Source organism: Phytobacter sp. SCO41, assembly GCF_003073275.1.
In the GTDB taxonomy this organism is placed as follows: Bacteria; Pseudomonadota; Gammaproteobacteria; order Enterobacterales; family Enterobacteriaceae; genus Phytobacter; species Phytobacter diazotrophicus.
Map to the genome: position 1 here is coordinate 4,062,296 of NZ_CP027225.1, position 21,462 is coordinate 4,083,757.

Here is a 21,462-nt window from a genome sequence, read left to right on the forward strand (position 1 = left end):
CCACAATAATAATAATTGTAATTTGGCGTTGCTTTTTTGATAAGGGTACACTGCACAATCTCAGGGCATCGCAGAGGATTCATCTATGTTGAGCAATGAACTACGCTACTTTTTTGCTGTGGCCACCACCGGCTCTCTCAGCACCGCCAGCGAACAGCTTTACGTGGCGGGTTCCGCCATCAGCCGACAAATCCACAAGCTGGAGACCCGGCTGGGCGTCACGCTCTTTGAACGGCATTCGCGCGGTATGGTTTTAACCGATGCCGGGCAGATTCTGGCTAACCATGTGCGCAAAAACATGCGCGATATGGAATTTGCGATGGCCGAAATTCAGGGGCTGAAAGCGGTGCGCAAAGCCCTGGTACGTATTGCCTGTACCGAGGGCATGGCGTTTGACCTGTTGCCAGGGGTACTGGCGCGTTTTCGTCAGCAACACCCTGCGGTGAGTTTTGATTTGCAGGTCGGCACGGCGATGCAGGTAGCGGAGTGGGTCCGGCGCAATGATTGTGATGTCGCGTTTCAGTTCAGCCTCGCGCCTGAACGGGACGTGGAAATTATTGCCGCCTGGCCCGCGCCGGTACTGTTGCTGTTGGCGGATGAGCATCCATTGGTGTCGCAGCCGGGTGTGGCGATGGAAGATTTGCACCACTATCCGCTGGTTCTCCCGGAGGCGGGCACCACGCTGCGCCAGCTTTTTGATCTCTCCTGTCGCATGGCGGGCACCTTTCTGGAACCAGCTTTCAGCAGCAATAATTTTGCCGCCCTGTACGGTTTTACCCGTCATACACCCGATGCTCTGACCGTGTGCAGCCATTTCAGCGTATTGTGGCGCGCAAAGCAGGATGGCATGACACTTAAAACGATCAATAACTCGTCGCTAAGCCAGCGCACTTTGCAGATTCAGGTGCCGGGAAGCAAACACCGACCGACTGCGGTCAATGCTTTCCTCGAACTTACCGCCCTGGAGCTGGACAGAGAACATAAGCAGTGGATGGCGGAACTGACCCAGGCTTAAGCGGCGAGATGCTGCTTAAGCGCATCGAGAAACAGGCCGAGCGCCGCATGCTGATGATCGCGGGATTGATATAACCCATAAATGCCCAGCGGCTGCGGCTCCAGTTGCGGCAGTACGCTGACCAGTCGCCCGCTCTGAAGCCCCATGCGCGCCTCAATTTCCGGCACCAGCGCCAGCCCTACATCCGCCATCGCCATATCGCACAGCAAAGACGATATCCCGGCGCTGAAATTACCATTAACCGCAACGGCAACAGTGCCCTTTTCCGGATCGCGAAACGTCCATGATTGTCCTGAAAAGCGGCTGTAATGTAGACAATTGTGCTGAGCGAGATCGTCAAGGGTTTCAGGTTGCCCGGCTCTCGCAAGGTAGCCCGGTGAGGCACACAATACCGAACGGCATTCCCCCAGCGCGCGGGCAATCACCCCAGGTTCGGGGGAATTGGTTATCCGTATCGCAAGGTCGATGCGCTCACCCACCAGGCTGACCGGCTGATTATTAATATCCACTTCAATGCGCAGCGCCGGGTAGCGCGCCAGAAACGCCGGGATCACCGGCCCCAGCAGGTGGGTCGCCGTAAAGTGGGCGCAGGCAATACGCAGTGTGCCCGAAGGTGTCAGGCGCGTGGCGTCACCTTCAATGTCTTGCGACAGAGAAGCCAGTTGCCGCGTTTTCTCAAGGATTTTCTCACCGGCGGGGGTTAACGTTAGCCGCCGCGTCGAGCGATGAATCAAGCGCGCCCCGGCCCATTTTTCCATTTCATCCAGATAGCGGCTGACCATCGGGCGTGAAATACCCAGCGAACGTGCCGCCGCGCTCAGGCTGCCCAGTTCGCAAATCCGGTTGTAGGTCATTGCCGCCATGATCCTGTCCATTGCCACTCCATTTGATCGTTTTACGAAACACAGCATGAATTGTTTCAGGAATAGTAGCAGAAGCTGCAATCCGTAGAATGGTGATCACTGACTCTCTGGAGAACTGCATGATGGGATTTCAACCCGGCCTTTACTGGATAATCGATCCGCTTTGCGGCTGGAGCTATGGCGCATTGCCCTTGCTCAACCGTGTGGCACAGGCTTTTACGCAACAGCATATTTTACCGGGGGGATTATTCATCGGCACCCGGCGCAGAAAGCTCGACGCCGGGTGGCTCTCGCATGTTCATGAACATGATGCGCGTATCGCTGCTTTAACCGGCATGACTTTCGGCAGCGATTACCGCACGCAGTTGCTGGCGAACAGCGAGATTGTGCTGGATTCCCTCCCCGCCAGCCGTGGGCTTCTGGCTGCACAACGCTTTGCGACTCCCGGTAGCGATATCCAGTTTCTGAATACTGTACAGCGCGCCTGGTACGAACAGGGGCAGGACATTACCCGCGCCGATGTGGTCAATGAAGTACTTAGTCGATCCGTTGGGTCAGACATCATGCTGGGGCAAATTCCGGAAAATGAAGCGCTGGATGCCATTCAACATGGACGAATGCTGATGGCACAAACGGGCGGCCAGGGCTTCCCCACCGCGGTATTCATCAACAAAGACGGGCAGTACACGCTCTTACCTGTCTCGCGTTACTACGGGCAACCAGAGGCATTTTTCACACTGGTTAATCCCCTTCTCTCTTCACTTAGCCATTAAGGAATGTCATGAACACAAAGTCCGCCACCCTGTTACTGTCGCTGGCCGCCGCACCGGTGTTTGCTGCTCCGCTGCAACTGGATGTGTATAACCCACAGGAGAAAGGCATTTTCCCGGTCTCTTCAACGCTGGTCTCCGGGCCAAAAGAAGCCGTGCTGTTTGATGCGCAGTTCAGCGTTAAAGATGGCGAGGAACTGGTGAAGCTCATCAAAGCGCGTGGCAAAACGCTAAAAGAGATTGTGATCACCTCTGGCGACCCGGATTTTTATTTTGGTCTCGAACCGCTGGTAAAAGCCTTCCCACAGGCAAAAGTGGTGGCGTCCAAAGCGGTGGTTGACCATATCAAGGCAACGAAAGAGGCCAAACTGGCCTTCTGGGGGCCGCAGATGAAAGATGGCGCGCCAACGACACTTATCGTTCCGCAGGCAACCACCGCCACGCGTTTTACCATCGACGGGGAAACGCTGGAACTGAAACACGCAGGTGATTATGCCGCCTATATCTGGATCCCGGCGAACAAGGCCATTTTAGGCGGCACCGGTATTGCGTCAGGAATTCATGTCTGGACGGCAGATACCCAGACCCCGGTCATTCGCCAGGGATGGATGAACGTATTACGCGAAATGCAGGCACTGAAACCCCGACAGGTTATTCCGGGTCACTACCTGGGTGAACGCCCGGCAGGCGATGGGGCGATTACTTTCACCCATGATTATTTGAAAACATTCGAACAGACACTGAACCATCAGAAGGGCTCAGCGGCCGTGATCGAGGCGATGAAAGCTGCGTATCCTGGGCTTGCGGATGAGAGCTCGCTGGAGTTGAGCGCAAAGGTGAACACCGGCGAGATGAAGTGGTAACGGCAAACATCCCGGCTGGCGCTGCGCTTAGCCGGGCTACGTTTTCAGACGGTAGCCCGGATCAGGCATTTACGCCGCCATCCGGGAGAAAACGGATGAGGGCCAAAGACCGACTCAGCGGGCAAAAAACCCGCCACTCACCTGCTCAGGTGTGACCACGCCGCTGTCGAGCACCCAGCCGCTGATAAGTGCGGCGGGCGTGACGTCAAAAGCCGGGTTATAGACCCGCGCATTTTCCGGCGCCCACTGCACGGCGCCAAAGCTCCCGGCAACACCCGTCACTTCACTCGCGGCGCGCTGCTCGATAGGAATCGCCTCGCCGTTCGGGCAGTTCGGATCCAGCGTGGTTTGCGGTGCGGCAACATAAAACGGAATGCCGTGGAATTTCGCTAATACCGCCAGGGAGTAGGTGCCGATTTTGTTGGCGACATCGCCGTTAGCGGCAATCCTGTCTGCCCCCACCCAAATCGCATCCACCTGCCCTTTGCCCATCAGGCTGGCGGCCATCGAGTCGGTAATTAACTGATAGGGCACCCCAAGTTCGCCTAACTCCCAGGCCGTTAAACGCCCGCCCTGCAACAACGGACGCGTCTCATCCACCCAGACATTCGCCACCTTGCCCTGCTGATGGGCCAGCGCAATAACACCCAGCGCCGTACCGACGCCAGCGGTCGCCAGCCCCCCGGTGTTGCAATGCGTTAACAAGCGGCTGCCCGGTTTCACAAGCTCGCTGCCTGCCTGCGCGATGCTGTCGCACAAGGCTTTATCTTCTGCAATCAAGCGCAGCGCCTCTGCCACCAGCGCCGGAACGAAATCTTCGTGTGCCAGCGCCTGTTTCATTCGGTCGAGATTGTTCATCAGGTTGACCGCCGTCGGGCGCGAAGCACGCAGGGTCTCCAGCGACTGGGCCAGCACGTCACGGTTCGCCCCCTTTTCCGCCAATAGCGCCAACAGCAGACTGGCGGAGAGGCCAATCAACGGCGCGCCGCGCACGCGTAACGCATGAATATGTTCCACCAGCAAAGCCACCGAATCCGCTGGCAGCCAGCGTTTTTCCTGCGGCAGCGCCTGCTGGTCAAGAATAAAGAGTTGGTTATCAACAACCCGCAGGCTGGTGGTCTGTAATGTCTGCATAGCGTTAAATCCCTGTTGCGTTGTTGTATCGTATTGTGTCAGGATGAAATCCAGATGTATAGACGTCTGAATGGCTTTATTAGCATAAGAACATGAGGAACTGGCAATGTCGCAATACCGTACCTTCAACGCCCAGGATGCTGTGGCGTATGCACAACAATTTGGTGGTCTGGACACGCCGTCCGAACTGGTTGAAGCGCAGGAGGTCGGCGACGGTAACCTGAACCTGGTATTTAAGATTTTTGATAGTCAGGGCGTAAGCCGCATTATCGTTAAACAGGCGCTGCCCTATGTGCGCTGCGTTGGGGAGTCCTGGCCGCTAACCCTTGATCGCGCACGCCTGGAGGCCCAAACGCTGGTTGAGCACTATAAACACGCCCCGCAGCACACGGTCAATATTCTGCATTACGACCCGGAGCTGGCGGTGATGGTTATGGAAGATCTCTCTAACCATCGCATCTGGCGCAGCGAGCTGATAAAAAACGTTTACTACCCGCAGGCCGCACGCCAGTTAGGTGAATATCTGGCGCAAACGCTGTTCCATACCAGCGATTTTTACCTGCATCCGCACGTGAAAAAAGCCCAGGTCGCGCAGTTTATTAACCCGGAAATGTGCGAGATCACCGAAGACCTGTTCTTTAACGATCCCTATCAGGTCCATGAACGTAATAACTACCCGGCAGCCCTGGAGGCCGACGTCAATGCCCTGCGTCAGGATACGCAGCTAAAGCTGGCGGTCGCCTCCCTCAAGCACAGCTTCTTCTCGCATGCCGAAGCGCTGTTGCACGGCGATATTCACAGCGGTTCCATTTTCGTTGCCGAAGGCAGCCTGAAAGCCATTGACGCCGAGTTCGGCTATTTTGGTCCAATCGGCTTTGATATCGGTACGGCAATCGGGAATTTGCTGCTTAACTACTGCGGCCTGCCGGGCCACCTGGGCATTCGGGATGCGGCAGCGGCGCGTGAGCAGCGTCTGAAAGATATTCAGGAACTCTGGTCAACATTCGCCGAGCGTTTCCAGGCGCTGGCACGCGAGAAAACGCAAGATGCCGCCCTGAGCGTACCGGGCTATGCGTCTGAGTTTCTCAAAAAAGTGTGGACGGATGCGGTCGGCTTCTGCGGTACCGAGCTGATTCGCCGCAGCGTGGGCCTCTCGCATGTTGCGGATATCGACACCATCGCCGATGAAGAGATGCGCCACGAATGCCTGCGCCATGCTATTGCGCTCGGCAAGGTGCTGATTTTGATCGCCCCGCGTATTGACAGCGTGGATGAACTGATTGCCCGGGTGCGTCAGTATAGTTGAGTGCGCGCTGGTGCCCTCACCCCGGCCCTCTCCCACAGGGAGAGGGAGAAAAGCGGGTGCAGCTCGATCCCCTCTCCCTCAGGGCTGAGAGATCCCCAGTAATATGGTCAGTTCACCATGACCATATTACTGTACTCTTTACCTAACATTTTCAGTGCATTAGCGATATTCAGCCGCCTTAGTATTCCGGGCTCATGCCGCAGAACCTCAACCGCCAGCCTCACATAAGACAGGATCCTTTTGTCTTTTATACTGTTTGCCTGATAGCGCAGGTGGCGCTGCTTTTTCTCCGCCAGATACCCTGCCAGCCACATCACCAGACTCGCCATGGCCGCCACGACGCTCAGTACCGCCAGACGTCCATTGCCCTGGCTGCGGCTCAGCCTCAGTCCGAACCCGAAGCGCGGGCTTTTTTCATCCCGGAAGTTCTGCTCTATCTGCATCCGGCGACTGTACAGCGTCATTATCTGTGCTGGCTCCATACCTGCCACATTGCTGAACAGCAGCCACGGCTCCTGTGCGCTGCGACGATGCTCTCTCTGCGTTTTTGGCATCCCCCCTTTGCCGTGACGGCCTGCTCCCGGGCGTTTCTGCAGATAAAAGTGACCGTAACAGGGCGTGCGGGGTTTCCGGGCCAGGACGCCATAACCCACTCCTACCGGGTATTCGCCGGCATGAAGGTCGCTGATTTTCATCCAGCGTGTATCGCCGTCCATCCGGAAGCACACGAGCCCTCTGACCCGACCGACGAAGGACCAGCCCAGCAGACTGATGTGACGGAACCAGTCGGTGCGAAAGCCGGCATCGGTAATAATCGTGACCGCTTTTTCCGGCGGAACAGCCGCATGGAGGCGGTCGAGGAAGGCGCACTGTATCCTGCTGTTCTGGGCGAGTTCAGCCGGAACGACTTCGCTCATCAGCGGAAGTGAGCGGCCGTTACAGACCAGACTTGCGCGCAGCAGATGCCAGTTTTTATCAGGCCATCCGGTCCAGTCGACAGCAATAACGCAGAACGGCATGAGGGAGGTAATGGCACGGGTGAGCTGCATCTGGATACGGGGAAGGTCGCGGTGAAGGGCGGAGTTACCGAGGGCACGGTCGACCCGTTTGATTTTATTTTTGACGTGAGCGGAACCGGGAAGGGAGCGTCCGAGACTGGTCAGGGTGAGTTCAGCACCGTTGCAGAGCGCAACAGCCATGGAAGTGAGGACATTAATGCGGAAAGAATGAATCCCGCGTAAAGACGAGGAAAAGAATTTCTGGCACACTGTCTTTAAAGGCACGATGAGGTCTCTTCTGATTTGTTAGCGCAGCCAGTAGATCACACTTCATCGTGCCTTTCACTTTTTCTGGGGATTCCTCAGCCCTCAGGGAGAGGGTTAGGGTGAGGGTTGTGTCACCCCAGATACTCGATCACCGACAAACCGCCGTTGTAATCCGTGCTGTAAATCACCCCCTGCGCATCCACAAACACATCACAGGACTGAATCACCTGCGGGCGGCCCGGACGCGTATCCATCATTTTCGCCGGAGCGGCAGGCACCAGCGCCCCGGTTTCCACCGGACGATAGGGATTGGAAATGTCATAGGCACGCACACCGGCGTTCTGATAAGTGGCAAAAATCAGCGTCGAACTGATAAAGCTCCCCGGACGGTTTTCGTGCAGGTTATGCGGTCCGAAGTGCGCCCCTTTCGCCACATAGTCAATCTCATCCGGCTGCGGGAAAGTGGATATACTGACCGGGTTTGACGGTTCGCGAATATCAAACAGCCAAATCAGCTTCTCACCGTCTTCCTGGTTATCCAGCACCGCTTCATCAAGCACCACCAGCAGATCACGATCCGGCAACGGCAGCGCGGTATGGGTGCCACCGCCAAACGGCGGGCTCCAGTTGCGGTGACTAATGAGCGTCGGTTGAGTGCGGTCTTTCACATCCAGCAGCGTCAAACCGCCGTCGCGCCAGCTCCCGTAGGCGGTATCGCCCGCGATAATCGCATGGTGCAGCGCATAGCGTTTCCCCGCTTCCCAGTCCGGCGTTTCGCCAGCCGCCTGGTTCATCCCCGGCAGCCACCAGCGCCCCGCCACTTCCGGTTTACGCGGATCGGCCAGATCGATAGTCAGGAAAATATAATCGGTAAAGCCATCAATCAGCGCAGAGACATAGGCCCAGCGTCCGCCTACGTACCAGATGCGGTGAATACCGATGCCGCTGAGTGACAGAAAGCTGATTTCACGTGGTTTATCCGGCGTGGAGATATCAAAAATGCGCAGCCCGGCGCTCCAGCCTTTGTCCTGTACGTCACTGACCGTCTCACCCACCGAGCGGGTGTAATAGACTTTTTCATCGGCAAAGCGGGCGTCAGCAAAGAGGTCGCGGGCGTTGATCACCAGCAGAAGATCGTCATGCGCCTGCAAGTGCACGTTCCAGGTACCGGGAGGGGCCGGAACATAGCCTGCAGGTTTGGGATTTTTGGGGTCGCGCACATCGACAATAGAAAAGCCCTGCGAAACCATGTGGCCGATGTAGGCATAGCCGCGATGCACCATCAGTTGTACGCCATCCGGGCGTCCACCCTGGTCGCTATGACCAATCAGCCGCATATTACGGCTGTATTCCGGGCGTGGGAGTTCAGTTGCCATTGTTGTTCCTTTTAAGCCGGGGCGCGGCCTGATGCCCTCACCCCAACCCTCTCCCACGGGAGAGGGAGAAAAGCAAACTGCCTTCCCCCTGAGGACAGGAAGAAGAGCAGGCCACCCTCCCGGTGAGGGAGGGGGAAAGCATCCGTTACTTCGCTTTTGCTTCCAGGGTAGCGAACCACGGCGCGATAAAGTCTTCGGTCTGGCCCCAGCCTGGGATGATTTTCGCCAGTGATGCCACGTTCACCGCCCCCGGCTGCGCCGCCAGCAGCGCCTGTGGAATGGCGGCGGCTTTAAAGTCGTAGGTCGCAGGGGTCTGTTCGCCGGCAATCTTGTTGGCAACCAGACGCACGTTGGTCGCGCCAATCAGCTTCGGATCCACCGCCACGCTCACTTTCCACGGGCTGTTGGACTCGCGCATCAGTTGCAGATCCTGGTTAGACACATCGATGCTGTAGAGCTTAATCTCGGTACGGCCGTTCTCTTTCAGCGCCTTGTAAGCCCCCTGGCTAAAGGCGTCCCAGGTACCCCAGATAGCATCAATCTGCCCTTTCGGGTATTTCGCCAGCACCGCGCCCACTTTGTTGGCGGTATCGCCCTGCACGTCGGAAGAGACCGCGCCAATAGATTCCAGCTCTTTAATACCCGGATACTCTTTCAGCAGCTCAGCATAAGCCGCCTGGCGACGCTCCATTGGCGGGAAACCGGCGACCCACAGCTTGATGATGTTGGCTTTGCCGTTGAAGTCTTTAGCCAGCGCGCCAAAGGAGAGCTTGGTCAGAGAGGCATCGTCCTGCTGGGTGACGGTCACGCCAGGGATTTCACCGTTCACAGCGGTATCGAACACCGAGACTTTGATCCCGGCATCGACCGCTTTTTTAATCAGCGCAGTGGAGTACGGATCACGGCCCTGCGAGAGGATGATGCCATCATATTTCTGGGTGATGGCCTGGTTCACGAAGTCCTGGAACTTAGCGTCATCGCCGTTGCTCAGAAAGGTGCTGATTTTAAACCCGAGTTTTTTGCCTTCCTGCAACGCGCCGGACACAAACTGGGTGGTGTTGTCATCGGAACCGAGGTTACGGATCAGCGCAATGCGAATCGGGCCGCTATGGTTAGCAATGGCGTCCGGAACCGGGGCAGGCGTCGCCGCATAACCCGGCAGCGCGCTCAGTAATCCCAGCGTCAGTAAAGAGAGTGCTATCTTTTTCATCTGTTATCCCCTGAATAATTAACGACGCTGGAAGTAAGTCAACGCAAGGGCACCGGCCAGCACCAGCCCCTTAATAATGTCCATGGCGTAATACGGCACGGAGAGCATCACCAGTCCGTTAGAGAGCACGCCGAGAATCACTGCCCCCACCAGCGTGCCGAGCGCATTCGGCTTGCCGGAACCGGCCAGCGAAAAGCCAATCCACGCCGCCGCAACCGCATCCATCAGGTAGCCGCCACCGGCGTTCACCTGCGAAGAACCAATGCGCGAAGCCAGCAGAATACCGCCTAAGCCCGCCAGCAGTGAGGCAATCACATAGGCCGCCACTTTGTAACGGGTGGTGCGAATACCGGATAAACGCGCCGCTTCCGGGTTGCCGCCAATGGCATACATACGGCGCCCGTGGGTGGTCAGCGACAGGCCAAGCTGCGCCACAATGGTCACCGCCAGCATGATGATGACAATGGTCGGCACCTGGCCGAGCAAACCAAACGCCGCCGGGATCGCCCCTTCTGCCATGTCGCCACTCGGTAGCACCATGTTTTCGGTGATCGAACCGCCATAGCTGTAGGTCATCGCCACGCCCTGAATCACAAACAGGCTGCCGAGCGTCGCCAGCATGTCGGGAATACGCAGCACCACAATTAAAAACGCGTTAAACAGCCCCACCAGCGTACAGAGCGCCAGCGTCACCAGAATGGCTTCGGTGGTACCAAAGCCATGCCAGACGAAGAGTGAAATCACCAGCGCGTTTGCCAGTGAAGCGGTTGAACCGACGGACAGATCGAAACCACCGATAGTCAGCGAAATGGAGACCCCCACCCCAATTACCGTGACGATGGCGATGGAGCGTAAGATGTTGATGATGTTGAACGGGTCGAGGAAGTTATCCGATGCCAGACCGAAGATGACGACCAGCGCGACCACCGTCAGCAGCATGCCCCATTTATAAAGAAAATCGAAAAACTGCTGACGGGATGACACCGCAGCCTTAACTGAAAGGGCTTTGCTCACGCTGCCGTTCCTCCGGTGGAAAAATAAAGTAAGGTCTCTTCGCGGGCCTCCTCGCCCTTCACTTCTGCGACAATGCGCCCATCCCAGAGCACACAAATGCGGTCGCACAGGCCCACCAGTTCGGAAAACTCCCCGGAGGCATAAATCACGCCTTTTCCTTCCCGCGCCAGCCCGTCAATCAACTGGAACAGGTCGGTTTTGGCTTTCACATCGACCCCTTTGGTCGGCTCGTCAAAAATCACCACGTTGGCGTTGCCGCGCAGCCATTTGCCAATCGCCACTTTTTGCTGGTTACCGCCGGACAGGCGACGCAAGGTCTGCCCCGGCCCGGTAGTGCGCACGCCGACGCGGGCTATCACTTCTTGCGCCCAACGCCAGGACTTACGATGGCCGAACAGGCTCCAGCGGGAAAAAGAGTTGTCCGCGCTCACCGAAAGGTTCATGGCAATAGGCTCTTCAATGAAGATGCCCTCTTTGCGCCGCTCTTCCGGCACCAGCGCCATACCGCGTAATACGGAATCCGCCGGGTCGCGTGGTCGCCACGGCTGACTATTAAGCTCGCCACGCGTGACTTTACTTTTGCTCGCACCAAACAGCGCCTTGCACAGCTCGGTTTTACCCGCGCCAGCCAGCCCGGCAATGCCCAGAATCTCCCCTTTGCGCAGGCGCAAAGAGATGTCTTTTAGCAGTTTCTCGTCATGCAGGCCGTCAATACTCAAGAGCACTTCATCGCTGTGCGGCGGGCGCTTGGGCGGGTAGATATCACTCAGTTCATGACCGAGCATCTTCTCAACGATTTGCTCGCCGCTCAGTTCCGCCATCGGGCCAGACTCAATCAGCTTGCCGTCACGCAGCACGGTCAGGGTGTCGCAAATCGCTTTCAGTTCATGGATGCGGTGGGAGATAAACACCACGCCGATGCCCTGCTGTTGCAGACGTCGCACCACGGTGAACAGGCGCTCGCTCTCGTGTTGATCGAGGGGGGCGGTGGGTTCATCCAGAATCAAAAAGCGGCAATGATGAGACAACGCGCGCGCCAGCAGGATTTGCTGCTTCTCCGCCAGGGTGCAGGTATCGATAGAGCGACGCACATCCAGCGACACATCCAGTTGTGCCAGGGCATCCTGTGCGAGTTTACGCACTTCGCCCCAGTGCCAGGCGTGCCCCGGTTCCGCCAGTCTGTCGAGCATGATGTTTTCAGCGATCGACAGGCCGGGGATGAGCGCCACGTCCACTTCCTGCTGCACCAGATGAATACCAAGCTGTTTCGCGTCACGCGGGGTGCGAATGGAGACCGGCTGGTTATTGATGGCGATCTCGCCCTCGTAGTGGTCATGCGTGCCACACAGCACCGCCATCAGGGTCGATTTTCCTGCACCGTTCGCGCCCGTGAGTGCATGAACGGAACCGCCGCGCAGGGTGAAATCAACATGCGACAATGCGCTGAACCCGCCAAACGCGAGGCTGATAGTGCGCATTTCGAGGTGGTTAGTGCTCATCCGACGCGAGTTCCTGATAAATAAGTTTATTTGACGAATTTTTCATAGGCCGCCTTGACTGGCAACGACAGAAAAGGCATAAGATAAAGCAAAATAATATTAGCCATCCGGATGTCCAGACATAACATCAGGTTAGCGATAGTACACAAGGACACAACAAATGAGCAACACCAATATTCGCGTCGTCACCGGCCCGGCTAACTATTTCTCACACGCGGGAAGTCTCGCGCATCTCCATGATTTTTATACGGCTGAGCAACTTTCCCGTGCGGTGTGGATTTACGGCGAGCGCGCCATTGAAGGGGCGCGTCCGTTCCTGCCGGAGGGCTTTAACGCACCGGGCGCGAAGCATCTGTTGTTCAAAGGCCATTGCAGCGAGCATGACGTGGCGGAGCTGGCGCAGTTGTCCGGTGACGATCGCGCGGTCGTGATAGGCGTAGGCGGCGGCGCCTTGCTGGATACAGCCAAAGCGGTGGCGCGTCGTTTAGGTTTGCCCGTGGTGGCAATTCCGACCATTGCGGCAACCTGTGCTGCCTGGACGCCGCTCTCCGTCTGGTACAACGACGCCGGTCAGGCGCTACAGTTCGAGATTTTCGATGACGCCAATTTCCTGGTGCTGGTCGAACCGCAGATCATCCTTAATGCCCCTGCGGAATATCTGCTGGCGGGGATCGGCGATACACTCGCGAAATGGTATGAAGCGGTGGTGCTGGCGCCTGTGCCGGAAAAGCTGCCGCTGACGGTACGTCTGGGGATTAATAACGCGCTGGCGATTCGCGATGTGCTACTCGCCAGTAGCGAAGAAGCGCTGGCGGATCAGGCGCGTGGCGACGTGACGCAGGCGTTTCGTGACGTGGTGGATGCGATTATCGCCGGTGGCGGTATGGTGGGCGGGCTCGGCGAGCGCTATACCCGTGTTGCCGCGGCGCACGCCGTTCACAACGGTCTGACAGTATTGCCGCAAACAGAGAAATTCCTGCACGGCACAAAAGTAGCCTACGGTATTCTGGTGCAAAGCGCCCTGCTCGGTCAGGATGATGTGCTGGCGCAGCTCGTGAACGCCTATAAGCGTTTTAACCTGCCCACCACGCTGGCGGCCCTGGAGGTGGACATCAACAATCATGACGAGCTGGAGCGGGTGATTGCCCATACCCTGCGCCCGGTCGAATCCATTCACTATCTGCCGGGCGAGCTTACTCCCGCCACGCTGCGCGCAGCGTTTGAAAAAGTCGAACATTTTACCCGCTGATTCAGGCGGGCCATAAGGCCATGGCGGAGCGGGCAATGCTCAGCAAGATTTCACGGCTCGCGCCATCGCGGGCCTGAATCGACATCCCCTGCTGAATACTGACATAGAGGCGCGTCAGCGCCTCGACATCCACCGAACCGGGCAAATCACCCTGTTTTTGCGCCTGCTCCAGCCGCGTTTTTAACAGGGAAAAACCCGCAGCACGCATGCGACGCACCAGGTCGCCCAGCCTGTCATTACCTTCGCTGCCTACCGCCGAGAGTGTGACCATACAACCGTGCGGCATATCAGTCTGCGTCAGCATGTCGGCAGAACGCTCCAGCCACAGCCACACCGCCTGACGCGGCGACGGTTCGCTGGTCATATGCCCCCAGATAACCGGCGCAACGGACTGCTCGTAGTGCAGCAATACCTCTTCGTATAAATCCTCTTTACTGCCAAACGCCGCATACAGACTGGGAGATTTAATGCCCATCGCCTCATATAAATCGTTCATGGACGTGGCGGTATAGCCCTTCTGCCAGAAGATTTTCATCGCCTGGTTCAGCGCTTCTGTACGGTCAAACTCGCGTGGTCTTCCACGGCTCATGGTGGCCTCCAACATTTTGTGCTGATCGATATATTAATACCATTGACGGCCACAGGGAAGTGCGTTTACTGTAATTATGTATCGATCAACACATAATTAATTCAGGAGTCACCATGTCATCTTCACTTTCCGGTAAACGCGCGCTGGTTACAGGCGCAAGTCGTGGTTTAGGTAAAGCCATCGCCCTGTCATTAGCCCGCGCAGGGGCAGATGTGGCGATAACGTTTGAAAAGTCAGTCGAAAAAGCACAGGCGGTGGCCGATGACATTCGCGCGCTCGGGCGCAATGGGGTCGCCATTCAGGCCGACAGCGCAAGTCCGCAGGCCATTCGTGCAGCGATCGCTCAGTCGGTTGAGAAACTGGGCGGGCTGGATATTCTGGTGAATAACGCGGGGATAGCGCGCGGTGGGCCGCTGGAAGCGATGTCCGATGAAGATATCGATGCGTTAATCAATGTGAATATTCGCGGCGTGGTCATTGCTACCCAGGCGGCGATTGCTCATCTGCCGGACGGCGGGCGCATTATCAACATCGGCAGTTGCCTCGCCAACCACGTCCCGCTGCAAGGAATTGCCGTTTACTCGATGACCAAATCCGCTCTCAACTCGTTAACCCGTGGGCTGGCGCGCGATCTTGGCCCGCGTGGCATTACCGTCAATCTGGTGCACCCTGGCCCCACTGACAGCGACATGAACCCGGCGGATGGCGAAGGCGCTGAAACCCAGCGTCAGTTGATTGCGCTTGGACATTACGGTAAAGCAGAAGATATCGCCGATGCGGTAACTTTCCTGGCAAGCCCGGCGGCAAAACACATCACCGGAACCGGGATTGATGTGGACGGTGGCCTCAACGCCTGAGGATCAGGCCGACCTCTGCCACCCGGCAGAGGTAACGCAATATCAAAAGCGGCCCGTGAAGAACGGGCCGACGTTTATGACAGTAAACAGGAACAGGGGGAGGGTTAACAGCACTTCGCCCCGCCTTTGCCGCCGTAACGTGCCTCTTGCCGCTCGCGGAAGAACTCTTCATAGGTCATCGGCGTCTGATCAGGATGGGTGATACGCATATGCTCAACGTAGTTGTCATAGTCCGGCACGCCAATCATCATTTTGGCGGCCTGGCCTAAGTATTTGCCTGCTTTAGAAAGGGTGTCGAACATATTTCATCTCTCGTTACCCCTCACCCTAACCCTCTCCCACAGGGAGAGGGAACGTTGACACCCTCCCCCTGTGGGAGAGGGCCGGGGTGAGGGCAAAGGTTAATGTGCGCTTTTTGCCTGAGTCACAATCTCATCAAGATTTTCCGGCATGGGCTCATACGGACGCTCCTGTGACGTTGGCTTGTCGATTTTCAGCGACGCCAGCGCCGTTTTCACCGAGTAGAACGCCAGCACCACAACCACCACCATAAAGAAAATGGTCAGCCCGGCATCCAGACGGTTGTTAAACACCAACTGGGAAAGCTGTGACTGGGTGTACTGTGCCGGAATAGTACCACTGTCGATCATCGCCTGGAACTTATTAGCAATCGCCAGGAAGCCGACCTTATTGTCCGGGCTGAACGCTTTCTGCCAGCCGGCGGTGAGGGTACAAATCAGCAGCCAGGCCGTGGGCAACAGGGCCACCCATGCGTAACGCTGACGTTTCATCTTGAACAGTACAACCGCGCAGAGCATCAACGCCATGCCCGCCAGCATCTGGTTAGCAATACCGAACAGCGGCCAAAGTGTGTTGATGCCGCCCAACGGATCGACCACCCCCTGATGGAGGAAGTAACCCCAGGCCAGTACGCAGAGCGCGGTTGCAATCAGGTTTGCCGGTAACGAGTCGGTGCGTTTCAGGTTCGGTGAAATCACCCCCAGCAGGTCCTGTAGCATAAAGCGTGCGGCACGGGTACCGGCATCCACCGCCGTCAGAATAAACAGCGCTTCAAACAGAATCGCGAAGTGATACCAGAACGACACATCCATCATGCCGCCCAGCGCGCCGTGCAGGATATAGGCCATCCCCACCGCCAGCGTTGGCGCACCGCCCGCACGGGAGATAATCGACTGCTCGCCCACCTCCGTGGCAATCTGTTTCAGCGTGTCCGGGGTAATGCTAAAGCCCCAGCCGCTGACCACCTGCGCGGCAGAGGCCACCACATCGGTCGTCCCGGCAGGTGCCAGTATCGCCATCGGGCTGTTCATCGCAAAGTAGACGCCCGGGTCGATGATACAGGCCGACACCAGCGCCATAATGGCCACGAACGACTCCATCAGCATACCGCCGTAACCGATAAAGCAGGCCTGCCCTTCGTTCGCCAACATTTTCGGCGTGGTGCCAGAGGAGATCAGCGCATGGAAGCCCGACACCGCACCGCACGCGATGGTGATAAACAGGAACGGGAACAGGTTGCCGGTCCAGACCGGGCCGGTGCCATCAACGAATTTCGTCAGTGCAGGCATGGTCAGGGTCGGGCGCATGATCAGAATGCCGATCGCCAGGCCGATGATAGTACCAATTTTCAGGAAGGTAGAAAGGTAATCACGCGGTGCCAGCAGCAGCCAGACCGGCAGTACGGCGGCCACAAAGCCGTAGCCCACCAGCATCCAGGTCAACTGTACCCCGGTGAAATCAAAGAACGGGGCCCAGGTCGGGCTTTCCGCCACCCATCCGCCGGAGATAATCGCAAAAATCAGGAAAAACAGGCCAATGACGGAAACTTCACCAATGCGCCCAGGACGCAGGTAGCGGATGTAGATCCCCATGAAAATCGCCAGTGGAATGGTAAAGGCAACGGTGTAGGTCCCCCACGGACTGTGGGTCAGTGCTTTCACCACGATCATCGCCAGCACCGCCAGGATGATCACCATGATCATAAAGGTCGCCACCAGTGCGATAACCCCAGCCGTTGGCCCCATCTCCTCTTTGACCAACTCACCCAATGAACGTCCATCACGGCGAGTCGAGACGAACAGCACCATAAAATCCTGTACCGCCCCGGCAAGCACCACCCCGGCGAGGATCCAGATCATCCCCGGCAGATAGCCCATCTGGGCTGCCAGCACCGGACCCACCAGCGGCCCTGCCCCGGCGATTGCTGCAAAGTGGTGACCAAACAACACTTTTTTATCCGTCGGGACGTAATCGAGCCCGTCGTTGTATTTCACGGCGGGCGTTATGCGACCCGGATCGACGGCCAGCACGTTTTTGGCGATATATAACCCATAAAAACGGTAGGCAATCAGATAGATACAAACTGCGGCAACGACTATCCACAAGGCGTTGATCTGCTCACCGCGATTAAGTGCGATGTAGCCAAGGGCAAACGCCCCGACAACGGAGAGCAATGCCCAAATAAGGTATTTCCCTGAGTTATTCATAGCGATTATCCGTTTGCGAAAGAGGAGAATGTTACATTTTGTTTCTAGAACACTTTGCGTGTTTTAACAACATTGAAACATTGGAATTTCGCTATCAATCCGGGCATTTATTTCAGTGTGCTACGGGGATCACTTATAGGGCGTATTTGAATGAGTATGGGGGGAGAAGAATGAGAGGAGGAAGCGGGTTTGGATTTGGGAGAAGGGTGCGGCCTGTTCCCCTCACCCCGGCCCTCTCCCCAAAGGGGCGAGGGAGAAAACCTGCTCCAGTCCACTTCAGGCCATGATTAGGACAAGGGGCAATCTCGCTACCCAATCACCGCAGTGCTTAAACGGCAGGTACAGCAGCGCCGTCCCTGCTCGTCAAACACCACAATCTCCCAGCTTTGATTTTGACGGCCCAGATGCAGCGGCTGGCAGACGGCACGCACTTTACCCTGCGACACCGCACGGTGATGGGTGGCATTAAGCTCCGTCCCCACCACACACTGACCATCGACAGTCATCATATAGCCGGCCATCGACCCCAGCGTTTCCGCCAGCGCGGCGGAAGCCCCACCGTGCAGCAAACCAAAAGGTTGATATGTGCGGGCATCCACCGGCATTTCGGCTTCCAGCACATCATCACCCAGGCGGGTATAGACAATCCCTAAATGGCCGACCAGCGTGCGGACACTTGTGGCATTGAGTTCATCAAGCGTTAAACGGCGCTTCCAGATCATTTATGCCCCCAGCGTCGAGCCGCCATCCACCACGATATCCTGTAGCGTGATGTGGCTGGCATAGTCAGACGCCAGAAACAGAATGGTACTGGCGACTTCTTCCGGGCGGGCAATCTTCCCCAGCGGGATACCCAGCTTAAACTGTTCGCCAAAGCCGGCGATACGCTTTTGTTCCGCATCGCTGCTGGTCCACAAAGTACGCTGCATATCGGTATCGGTAGAGCCAGGTGAGACCAGATTCGCCCGCACGCCGCTGGCGGCCAGCTCCAGCCCCACCGTCAGCGCCAGACTTTTCAGCGCCGCTTTCGACGCGCCGTAAGCGCTCATGCCGATGCGCGGTGTGTGCGCGGCATCGGAGGCCACGGTGACAATCGCACCGCCCCGCTGCTGGCGAAACTGCGCCATGGTCGCCTGAAACAGGTTAAACGCCCCGCCAACGTTGACGGCAAAAGTCTGCTGCCACGCCTCCTGCGAAAGCGCATCCGTTGCCCCCATACGCAAAATGCCCGCCGCGTTGACCAGCACATCCAGCCGCGCATTCCGCGCCAACACACGAGAGCAGACCCGCGAGACCTGTTCTGCATCGGCAATGTCCAGTATCTCGGTGGTAAAAGGGTAGTGTTCACCGTCAAAAGCCTGGTCAAACCCCGTTACCTGCGCGCCCGCGTCAGTAAACGCCAGCGCCGTGGCGTAACCGATGCCTTTTCCGGCTCCGGTCACCCAGACGGTCTTCCCTGAAAAGTCCATCAGTTGACCTCGCGAGAGAGCAGCGCCCACCAGGCATCGATGGTCGGGTTTTTCGCCAGCATCACAAAATCGATATCGCCATGCACTTTGCGCCAGCGCGCCGCCAGCGCCATCATGCGTACGGAATCCAGCCCGTAATCAATCAGATTTTCATCATCGTAAGGCTCGTCAGATTCATCCAGTAGCGGCAGGATCAGTGCGCGCAGCGCCGCTTTGCTGGCGGGCACCGGAAGTAACGCCTCGGTCATCACCACACGCCCGGAGCGGCCCGCCACGTATTTCAGCGACATCATATGCTCTTCGCGGCTGAAATCCGCCAGTGCATCGGCCACCATAAAGGGCTTGATATCGCGCATAAAGGCATCAGTGGCAGTCGTCATACAACCGATATGGGCGTATACGCCCGTTATGATGAGCTGATTACGCCCGGTCTCTTTCAGCATCTGCTCCAGCGGCGAACGGTGAAAGGCGCTGTAACGCCACTTCACCAGCACCGTATCGGCTTCGTCCGGGGCAAGCGCCGCCACAATCCGTTGCTGCTCTGGCGAGTGGGTCAACCCCGGCCCCCACATATCGTTGAGTAGCGCGCGATCGTCATCACTCTGCTCTTTTGGCTGAGCGGTGTAATAAACCGGGATATTGTGCTGCTTACAGAACTGGCGCAGCGCGGCGATATTGGCGACCACCTTTTCCATCATCGGGCAATTATCGCCCCAGAAATTGAGGAAATACTCCTGCATATCATGAATCAGCAAGGCGGCGCGGTCAGGTTCAAAGGCCCACTGCACTTTGTTATCCGGGATATCATTCGCGGTTGGCAGTGCGTAGCCGGTCAGTTTGGGAATGGCCATCTTTTCTCCTCGTTACGCCTGGGCGCGTTCTGCCAGCGTCTGGCGTAATTGTTTCTTATCCACTTTGCCTACCGGGGTCAGCGGCAGTGCCGCCAGGCATTCAACGCGGTCCGGTAGTTTGAAATCCGCCACCCCCTGTTCACGCAGGAAACGACGGATCTCCACCGCCCGTACCGGATGTTTGACCACCAGATACGCGCAGCTCTTTTCCCCCAACAGGCTGTCTTCCATGCTGACCAGCGCGGCGTGGATCACCGCCTCGTGGCGCAGCAGTAAATTCTCAATCTCTTCGGCGGCAATCTTCTCGCCACCCCGGTTGATCTGATCTTTCTCGCGCCCCTGCACAGTGATGTAACCCGCGTCATCAATAGAAATCAGGTCGCCGGAGCAGTAGAAGCCATTGGCATCAAAGGCGCTGGCATTATGTTCCGGGCTGTTGAAGTAGCCCCGAAAGGTATACGGCCCGCGCGTCATCAGTCGCCCCACTTCACCACGCGGCAGCGGATGACCGTTTTCATCGGCCACCCAGACTTCATCGTCCGGGCACATCGGGCGGCCCTGGGTGTTGAAAATGCGCTCCGGGGTGTCGTCCAGCGCGGTGTAATTCACCAACCCTTCCGCCATGCCGAAAACCTGCTGTAACTGGCAGCCCATCTCCTCGGGAATGCGTGCCGCCAGCGTGGCAGACAGACGCGCGCCCCCCACCTGTAGCAGCCTGAGCGAAGCCAGTTGCCCCTTGTCGGCCCCTTCGGCAATCGCCTGTAACCACAGGCTGACCGCAGGCGGTACCAGCGACGTAACGTTGACGCGGTGTTTTTCGATGAGCGGGAAGCAGAGCGTGGCGCTGGGATCATTCGCCAGCACTACGCAGCCGCCCGCCAACAGCACCCCCAGCGAGCCTGGGGAGCTCAGCGCATAGTTGTGGGCGGCGGGCAGTGCGTTGAGGTAACGGGTATCTGCCGTAATCCCGCAGATTTCGTTGCTACGGCGGATGCTGTAGTAATAGTCATTATGGGTACGAGGGATCAGCTTCGGCGTGCCGGTACTGCCGCCAGAAAGCTGGAAGAAGGCCACTTCATCGGCCGGCGTCGGCGTGGCGATAAAGGTATCTGCCGGGCACTCAATCGCCGCCGTCAGCGACTTCTCACCGCTGTCATTAAGAAATAGCGACACGCGCACCGATGCATGTTCGGCGGTGAAATCCTGCCAGAACTGATCGGTCGCAAAGAGCGCATGCGCACGGTCGGCAATCAGCAATGCTGGTTTGATCTGCACGGCATAGGCGTTAAGCTCCGTGCGTTGGTGGCTGAACAGCGCATTCACCGGGGCAACGCCGATTTTGAGCAGCGCAAAGAAGGTGATGTAAAACTCAGCCACATTGCCAAGCTGTACCAGCGCCGTTTCGCCGCGCTGAATACCCTGCGCCTGTAACGCGCTTGCCAGATTGTCAGAAGCCTGATGAAGCTGCCGGTAGCTAAAACTGCGCTCACCCTCAATTACGGCCACCGCGTCACTTTGCGCATGGCGGGTCAGTATGTCGGTCATCGGCACATCCAGCCAGTAACCTTTTTCACGGTAGCGCGTGGCGAATTCATCCGGCCAGGGGGTAAAGGGAATGGTCATCA

Annotated in this window: 20 protein-coding genes; 6 read left to right on the forward strand and 14 right to left on the reverse strand. The window is 57.4% G+C overall.

Annotated elements, in window-relative coordinates; genetic code table 11:
• Positions 1-85 precede the first annotated feature (85 nt).
• Entirely contained in the window at positions 86-1,015 is a 930-nt protein-coding gene (locus C5523_RS19900) for a LysR family transcriptional regulator (RefSeq protein WP_108701818.1), read from the forward strand.
• On the opposite strand, the gene C5523_RS19905 is transcribed toward C5523_RS19900, so the two are convergent.
• Complete coding sequence (locus tag C5523_RS19905) at positions 1,012-1,890, reverse strand: LysR family transcriptional regulator (protein WP_108701819.1); 879 nt, start codon at positions 1,888-1,890, stop codon at positions 1,012-1,014. The two genes, C5523_RS19900 and C5523_RS19905, sit on opposite strands and share 4 nt — an antisense overlap.
• Before the next feature lie 107 nt (positions 1,891-1,997).
• On the opposite strand from C5523_RS19905, the gene C5523_RS19910 reads away from it, so the two are divergent.
• Together C5523_RS19910 and C5523_RS19915 are read left to right on the forward strand one after the other, a co-directional pair.
• Positions 1,998-2,651 carry a DsbA family protein gene (locus C5523_RS19910; RefSeq protein ID WP_223878726.1) on the forward strand — a complete coding sequence of 218 codons (654 nt, stop codon included), beginning with the start codon at positions 1,998-2,000 and terminating at the stop codon, positions 2,649-2,651.
• An 8-nt stretch (positions 2,652-2,659) separates the two neighbouring features.
• Positions 2,660-3,511 carry a Vmh family MBL fold metallo-hydrolase gene (locus C5523_RS19915; protein ID WP_108701820.1) on the forward strand — a complete coding sequence of 284 codons (852 nt, stop codon included), beginning with the start codon at positions 2,660-2,662 and terminating at the stop codon, positions 3,509-3,511.
• 114 nt (positions 3,512-3,625) lie between these two features.
• Here C5523_RS19915 and mtnA read toward each other — a convergent pair whose 3' ends face one another.
• Positions 3,626-4,645, reverse strand: coding sequence for an S-methyl-5-thioribose-1-phosphate isomerase (gene mtnA / locus C5523_RS19920; protein WP_108701821.1), 1,020 nt, complete (start codon positions 4,643-4,645; stop codon positions 3,626-3,628).
• Between the two features lie 106 nt (positions 4,646-4,751).
• Between mtnA and mtnK the strand changes: the two genes are divergently transcribed.
• The gene (gene mtnK, locus C5523_RS19925; RefSeq protein WP_108701822.1) at positions 4,752-5,951 is read left to right on the forward strand and encodes an S-methyl-5-thioribose kinase; all 1,200 of its coding nucleotides are present in this window, start codon (positions 4,752-4,754) and stop codon (positions 5,949-5,951) included.
• A gap of 107 nt (positions 5,952-6,058) precedes the next feature.
• Here the strand turns inward: mtnK and C5523_RS19930 are convergent, their stop codons facing one another.
• The 5 genes from C5523_RS19930 to C5523_RS19950 form a co-directional block, all read right to left on the reverse strand.
• On the reverse strand, positions 6,059-7,234 hold the full coding sequence (locus tag C5523_RS19930; protein ID WP_108701011.1) for an IS4 family transposase: 1,176 nt from the start codon (positions 7,232-7,234) through the stop codon (positions 6,059-6,061).
• Positions 7,235-7,347: 113 nt separating this feature from the next.
• Positions 7,348-8,592, reverse strand: coding sequence for an LVIVD repeat-containing protein (locus C5523_RS19935; RefSeq protein ID WP_071193893.1), 1,245 nt, complete (start codon positions 8,590-8,592; stop codon positions 7,348-7,350).
• Positions 8,593-8,737: 145 nt separating this feature from the next.
• On the reverse strand, positions 8,738-9,802 hold the full coding sequence (locus tag C5523_RS19940) for a sugar ABC transporter substrate-binding protein (RefSeq protein ID WP_041852175.1): 1,065 nt from the start codon (positions 9,800-9,802) through the stop codon (positions 8,738-8,740).
• 18 nt (positions 9,803-9,820) lie between these two features.
• Positions 9,821-10,816 (reverse strand): ABC transporter permease, encoded by a 996-nt coding sequence (locus tag C5523_RS19945; RefSeq protein WP_041852176.1) that lies wholly within the window; start codon positions 10,814-10,816, stop codon positions 9,821-9,823.
• Positions 10,813-12,315 (reverse strand): sugar ABC transporter ATP-binding protein, encoded by a 1,503-nt coding sequence (locus C5523_RS19950; protein WP_079498411.1) that lies wholly within the window; start codon positions 12,313-12,315, stop codon positions 10,813-10,815. Before C5523_RS19950 ends, C5523_RS19945 begins: the two co-directional genes overlap by 4 nt.
• 160 nt (positions 12,316-12,475) lie before the next feature.
• Here C5523_RS19950 and C5523_RS19955 point away from each other — a divergent pair, with 160 nt between their 5' ends.
• Positions 12,476-13,564, forward strand: coding sequence for an oxidoreductase (locus C5523_RS19955; RefSeq protein ID WP_108701823.1), 1,089 nt, complete (start codon positions 12,476-12,478; stop codon positions 13,562-13,564).
• Position 13,565: 1 nt separating this feature from the next.
• On the opposite strand, the gene C5523_RS19960 is transcribed toward C5523_RS19955, so the two are convergent.
• On the reverse strand, positions 13,566-14,153 hold the full coding sequence (locus tag C5523_RS19960; protein WP_052249346.1) for a TetR/AcrR family transcriptional regulator: 588 nt from the start codon (positions 14,151-14,153) through the stop codon (positions 13,566-13,568).
• A gap of 113 nt (positions 14,154-14,266) precedes the next feature.
• On the opposite strand from C5523_RS19960, the gene C5523_RS19965 reads away from it, so the two are divergent.
• On the forward strand, positions 14,267-15,010 hold the full coding sequence (locus C5523_RS19965) for an SDR family NAD(P)-dependent oxidoreductase (protein WP_108701824.1): 744 nt from the start codon (positions 14,267-14,269) through the stop codon (positions 15,008-15,010).
• Positions 15,011-15,114: 104 nt separating this feature from the next.
• Here C5523_RS19965 and C5523_RS19970 read toward each other — a convergent pair whose 3' ends face one another.
• From C5523_RS19970 to entE, 6 genes are all read right to left on the reverse strand, one after another.
• Positions 15,115-15,312, reverse strand: a complete 198-nt coding sequence (locus tag C5523_RS19970; protein ID WP_041852181.1) for a YbdD/YjiX family protein — start codon at positions 15,310-15,312, stop codon at positions 15,115-15,117.
• A gap of 99 nt (positions 15,313-15,411) precedes the next feature.
• Positions 15,412-17,517: a pyruvate/proton symporter CstA gene (gene cstA, locus C5523_RS19975; protein WP_108701825.1), complete on the reverse strand. Its 2,106-nt coding sequence runs from the start codon at positions 17,515-17,517 to the stop codon at positions 15,412-15,414.
• Between the two features lie 308 nt (positions 17,518-17,825).
• Positions 17,826-18,239 (reverse strand): proofreading thioesterase EntH, encoded by a 414-nt coding sequence (gene entH, locus C5523_RS19980; RefSeq protein ID WP_041852183.1) that lies wholly within the window; start codon positions 18,237-18,239, stop codon positions 17,826-17,828.
• Positions 18,240-18,986 (reverse strand): 2,3-dihydro-2,3-dihydroxybenzoate dehydrogenase EntA, encoded by a 747-nt coding sequence (gene entA / locus C5523_RS19985; protein ID WP_071193898.1) that lies wholly within the window; start codon positions 18,984-18,986, stop codon positions 18,240-18,242.
• Positions 18,986-19,837 (reverse strand): isochorismatase, encoded by an 852-nt coding sequence (locus tag C5523_RS19990; protein WP_108701826.1) that lies wholly within the window; start codon positions 19,835-19,837, stop codon positions 18,986-18,988. Before C5523_RS19990 ends, entA begins: the two co-directional genes overlap by 1 nt.
• A 12-nt stretch (positions 19,838-19,849) precedes the next feature.
• Positions 19,850-21,460, reverse strand: a complete 1,611-nt coding sequence (gene entE, locus C5523_RS19995; protein WP_108701827.1) for a (2,3-dihydroxybenzoyl)adenylate synthase EntE — start codon at positions 21,458-21,460, stop codon at positions 19,850-19,852.
• Positions 21,461-21,462: the final 2 nt, after the last annotated feature.

Coding starts and splice junctions, on each gene's coding strand:
- entE (WP_108701827.1), bottom strand. CDS start 21,460: ATGACCATTCCCTTTACCCCCTGGCCGGATGAATTCGCCACGCGCTAC.
- C5523_RS19940 (WP_041852175.1), bottom strand. CDS start 9,802: ATGAAAAAGATAGCACTCTCTTTACTGACGCTGGGATTACTGAGCGCG.
- C5523_RS19960 (WP_052249346.1), bottom strand. CDS start 14,153: ATGAGCCGTGGAAGACCACGCGAGTTTGACCGTACAGAAGCGCTGAAC.
- entH (WP_041852183.1), bottom strand. CDS start 18,239: ATGATCTGGAAGCGCCGTTTAACGCTTGATGAACTCAATGCCACAAGT.
- C5523_RS19990 (WP_108701826.1), bottom strand. CDS start 19,837: ATGGCCATTCCCAAACTGACCGGCTACGCACTGCCAACCGCGAATGAT.
- C5523_RS19965 (WP_108701824.1), top strand. CDS start 14,267: ATGTCATCTTCACTTTCCGGTAAACGCGCGCTGGTTACAGGCGCAAGT.
- C5523_RS19935 (WP_071193893.1), bottom strand. CDS start 8,592: ATGGCAACTGAACTCCCACGCCCGGAATACAGCCGTAATATGCGGCTG.
- C5523_RS19910 (WP_223878726.1), top strand. CDS start 1,998: ATGATGGGATTTCAACCCGGCCTTTACTGGATAATCGATCCGCTTTGC.
- entA (WP_071193898.1), bottom strand. CDS start 18,986: ATGGACTTTTCAGGGAAGACCGTCTGGGTGACCGGAGCCGGAAAAGGC.
- C5523_RS19955 (WP_108701823.1), top strand. CDS start 12,476: ATGAGCAACACCAATATTCGCGTCGTCACCGGCCCGGCTAACTATTTC.
- C5523_RS19900 (WP_108701818.1), top strand. CDS start 86: ATGTTGAGCAATGAACTACGCTACTTTTTTGCTGTGGCCACCACCGGC.
- C5523_RS19915 (WP_108701820.1), top strand. CDS start 2,660: ATGAACACAAAGTCCGCCACCCTGTTACTGTCGCTGGCCGCCGCACCG.
- mtnA (WP_108701821.1), bottom strand. CDS start 4,645: ATGCAGACATTACAGACCACCAGCCTGCGGGTTGTTGATAACCAACTC.
- C5523_RS19905 (WP_108701819.1), bottom strand. CDS start 1,890: ATGGACAGGATCATGGCGGCAATGACCTACAACCGGATTTGCGAACTG.
- mtnK (WP_108701822.1), top strand. CDS start 4,752: ATGTCGCAATACCGTACCTTCAACGCCCAGGATGCTGTGGCGTATGCA.
- C5523_RS19970 (WP_041852181.1), bottom strand. CDS start 15,312: ATGTTCGACACCCTTTCTAAAGCAGGCAAATACTTAGGCCAGGCCGCC.
- cstA (WP_108701825.1), bottom strand. CDS start 17,517: ATGAATAACTCAGGGAAATACCTTATTTGGGCATTGCTCTCCGTTGTC.
- C5523_RS19950 (WP_079498411.1), bottom strand. CDS start 12,315: ATGAGCACTAACCACCTCGAAATGCGCACTATCAGCCTCGCGTTTGGC.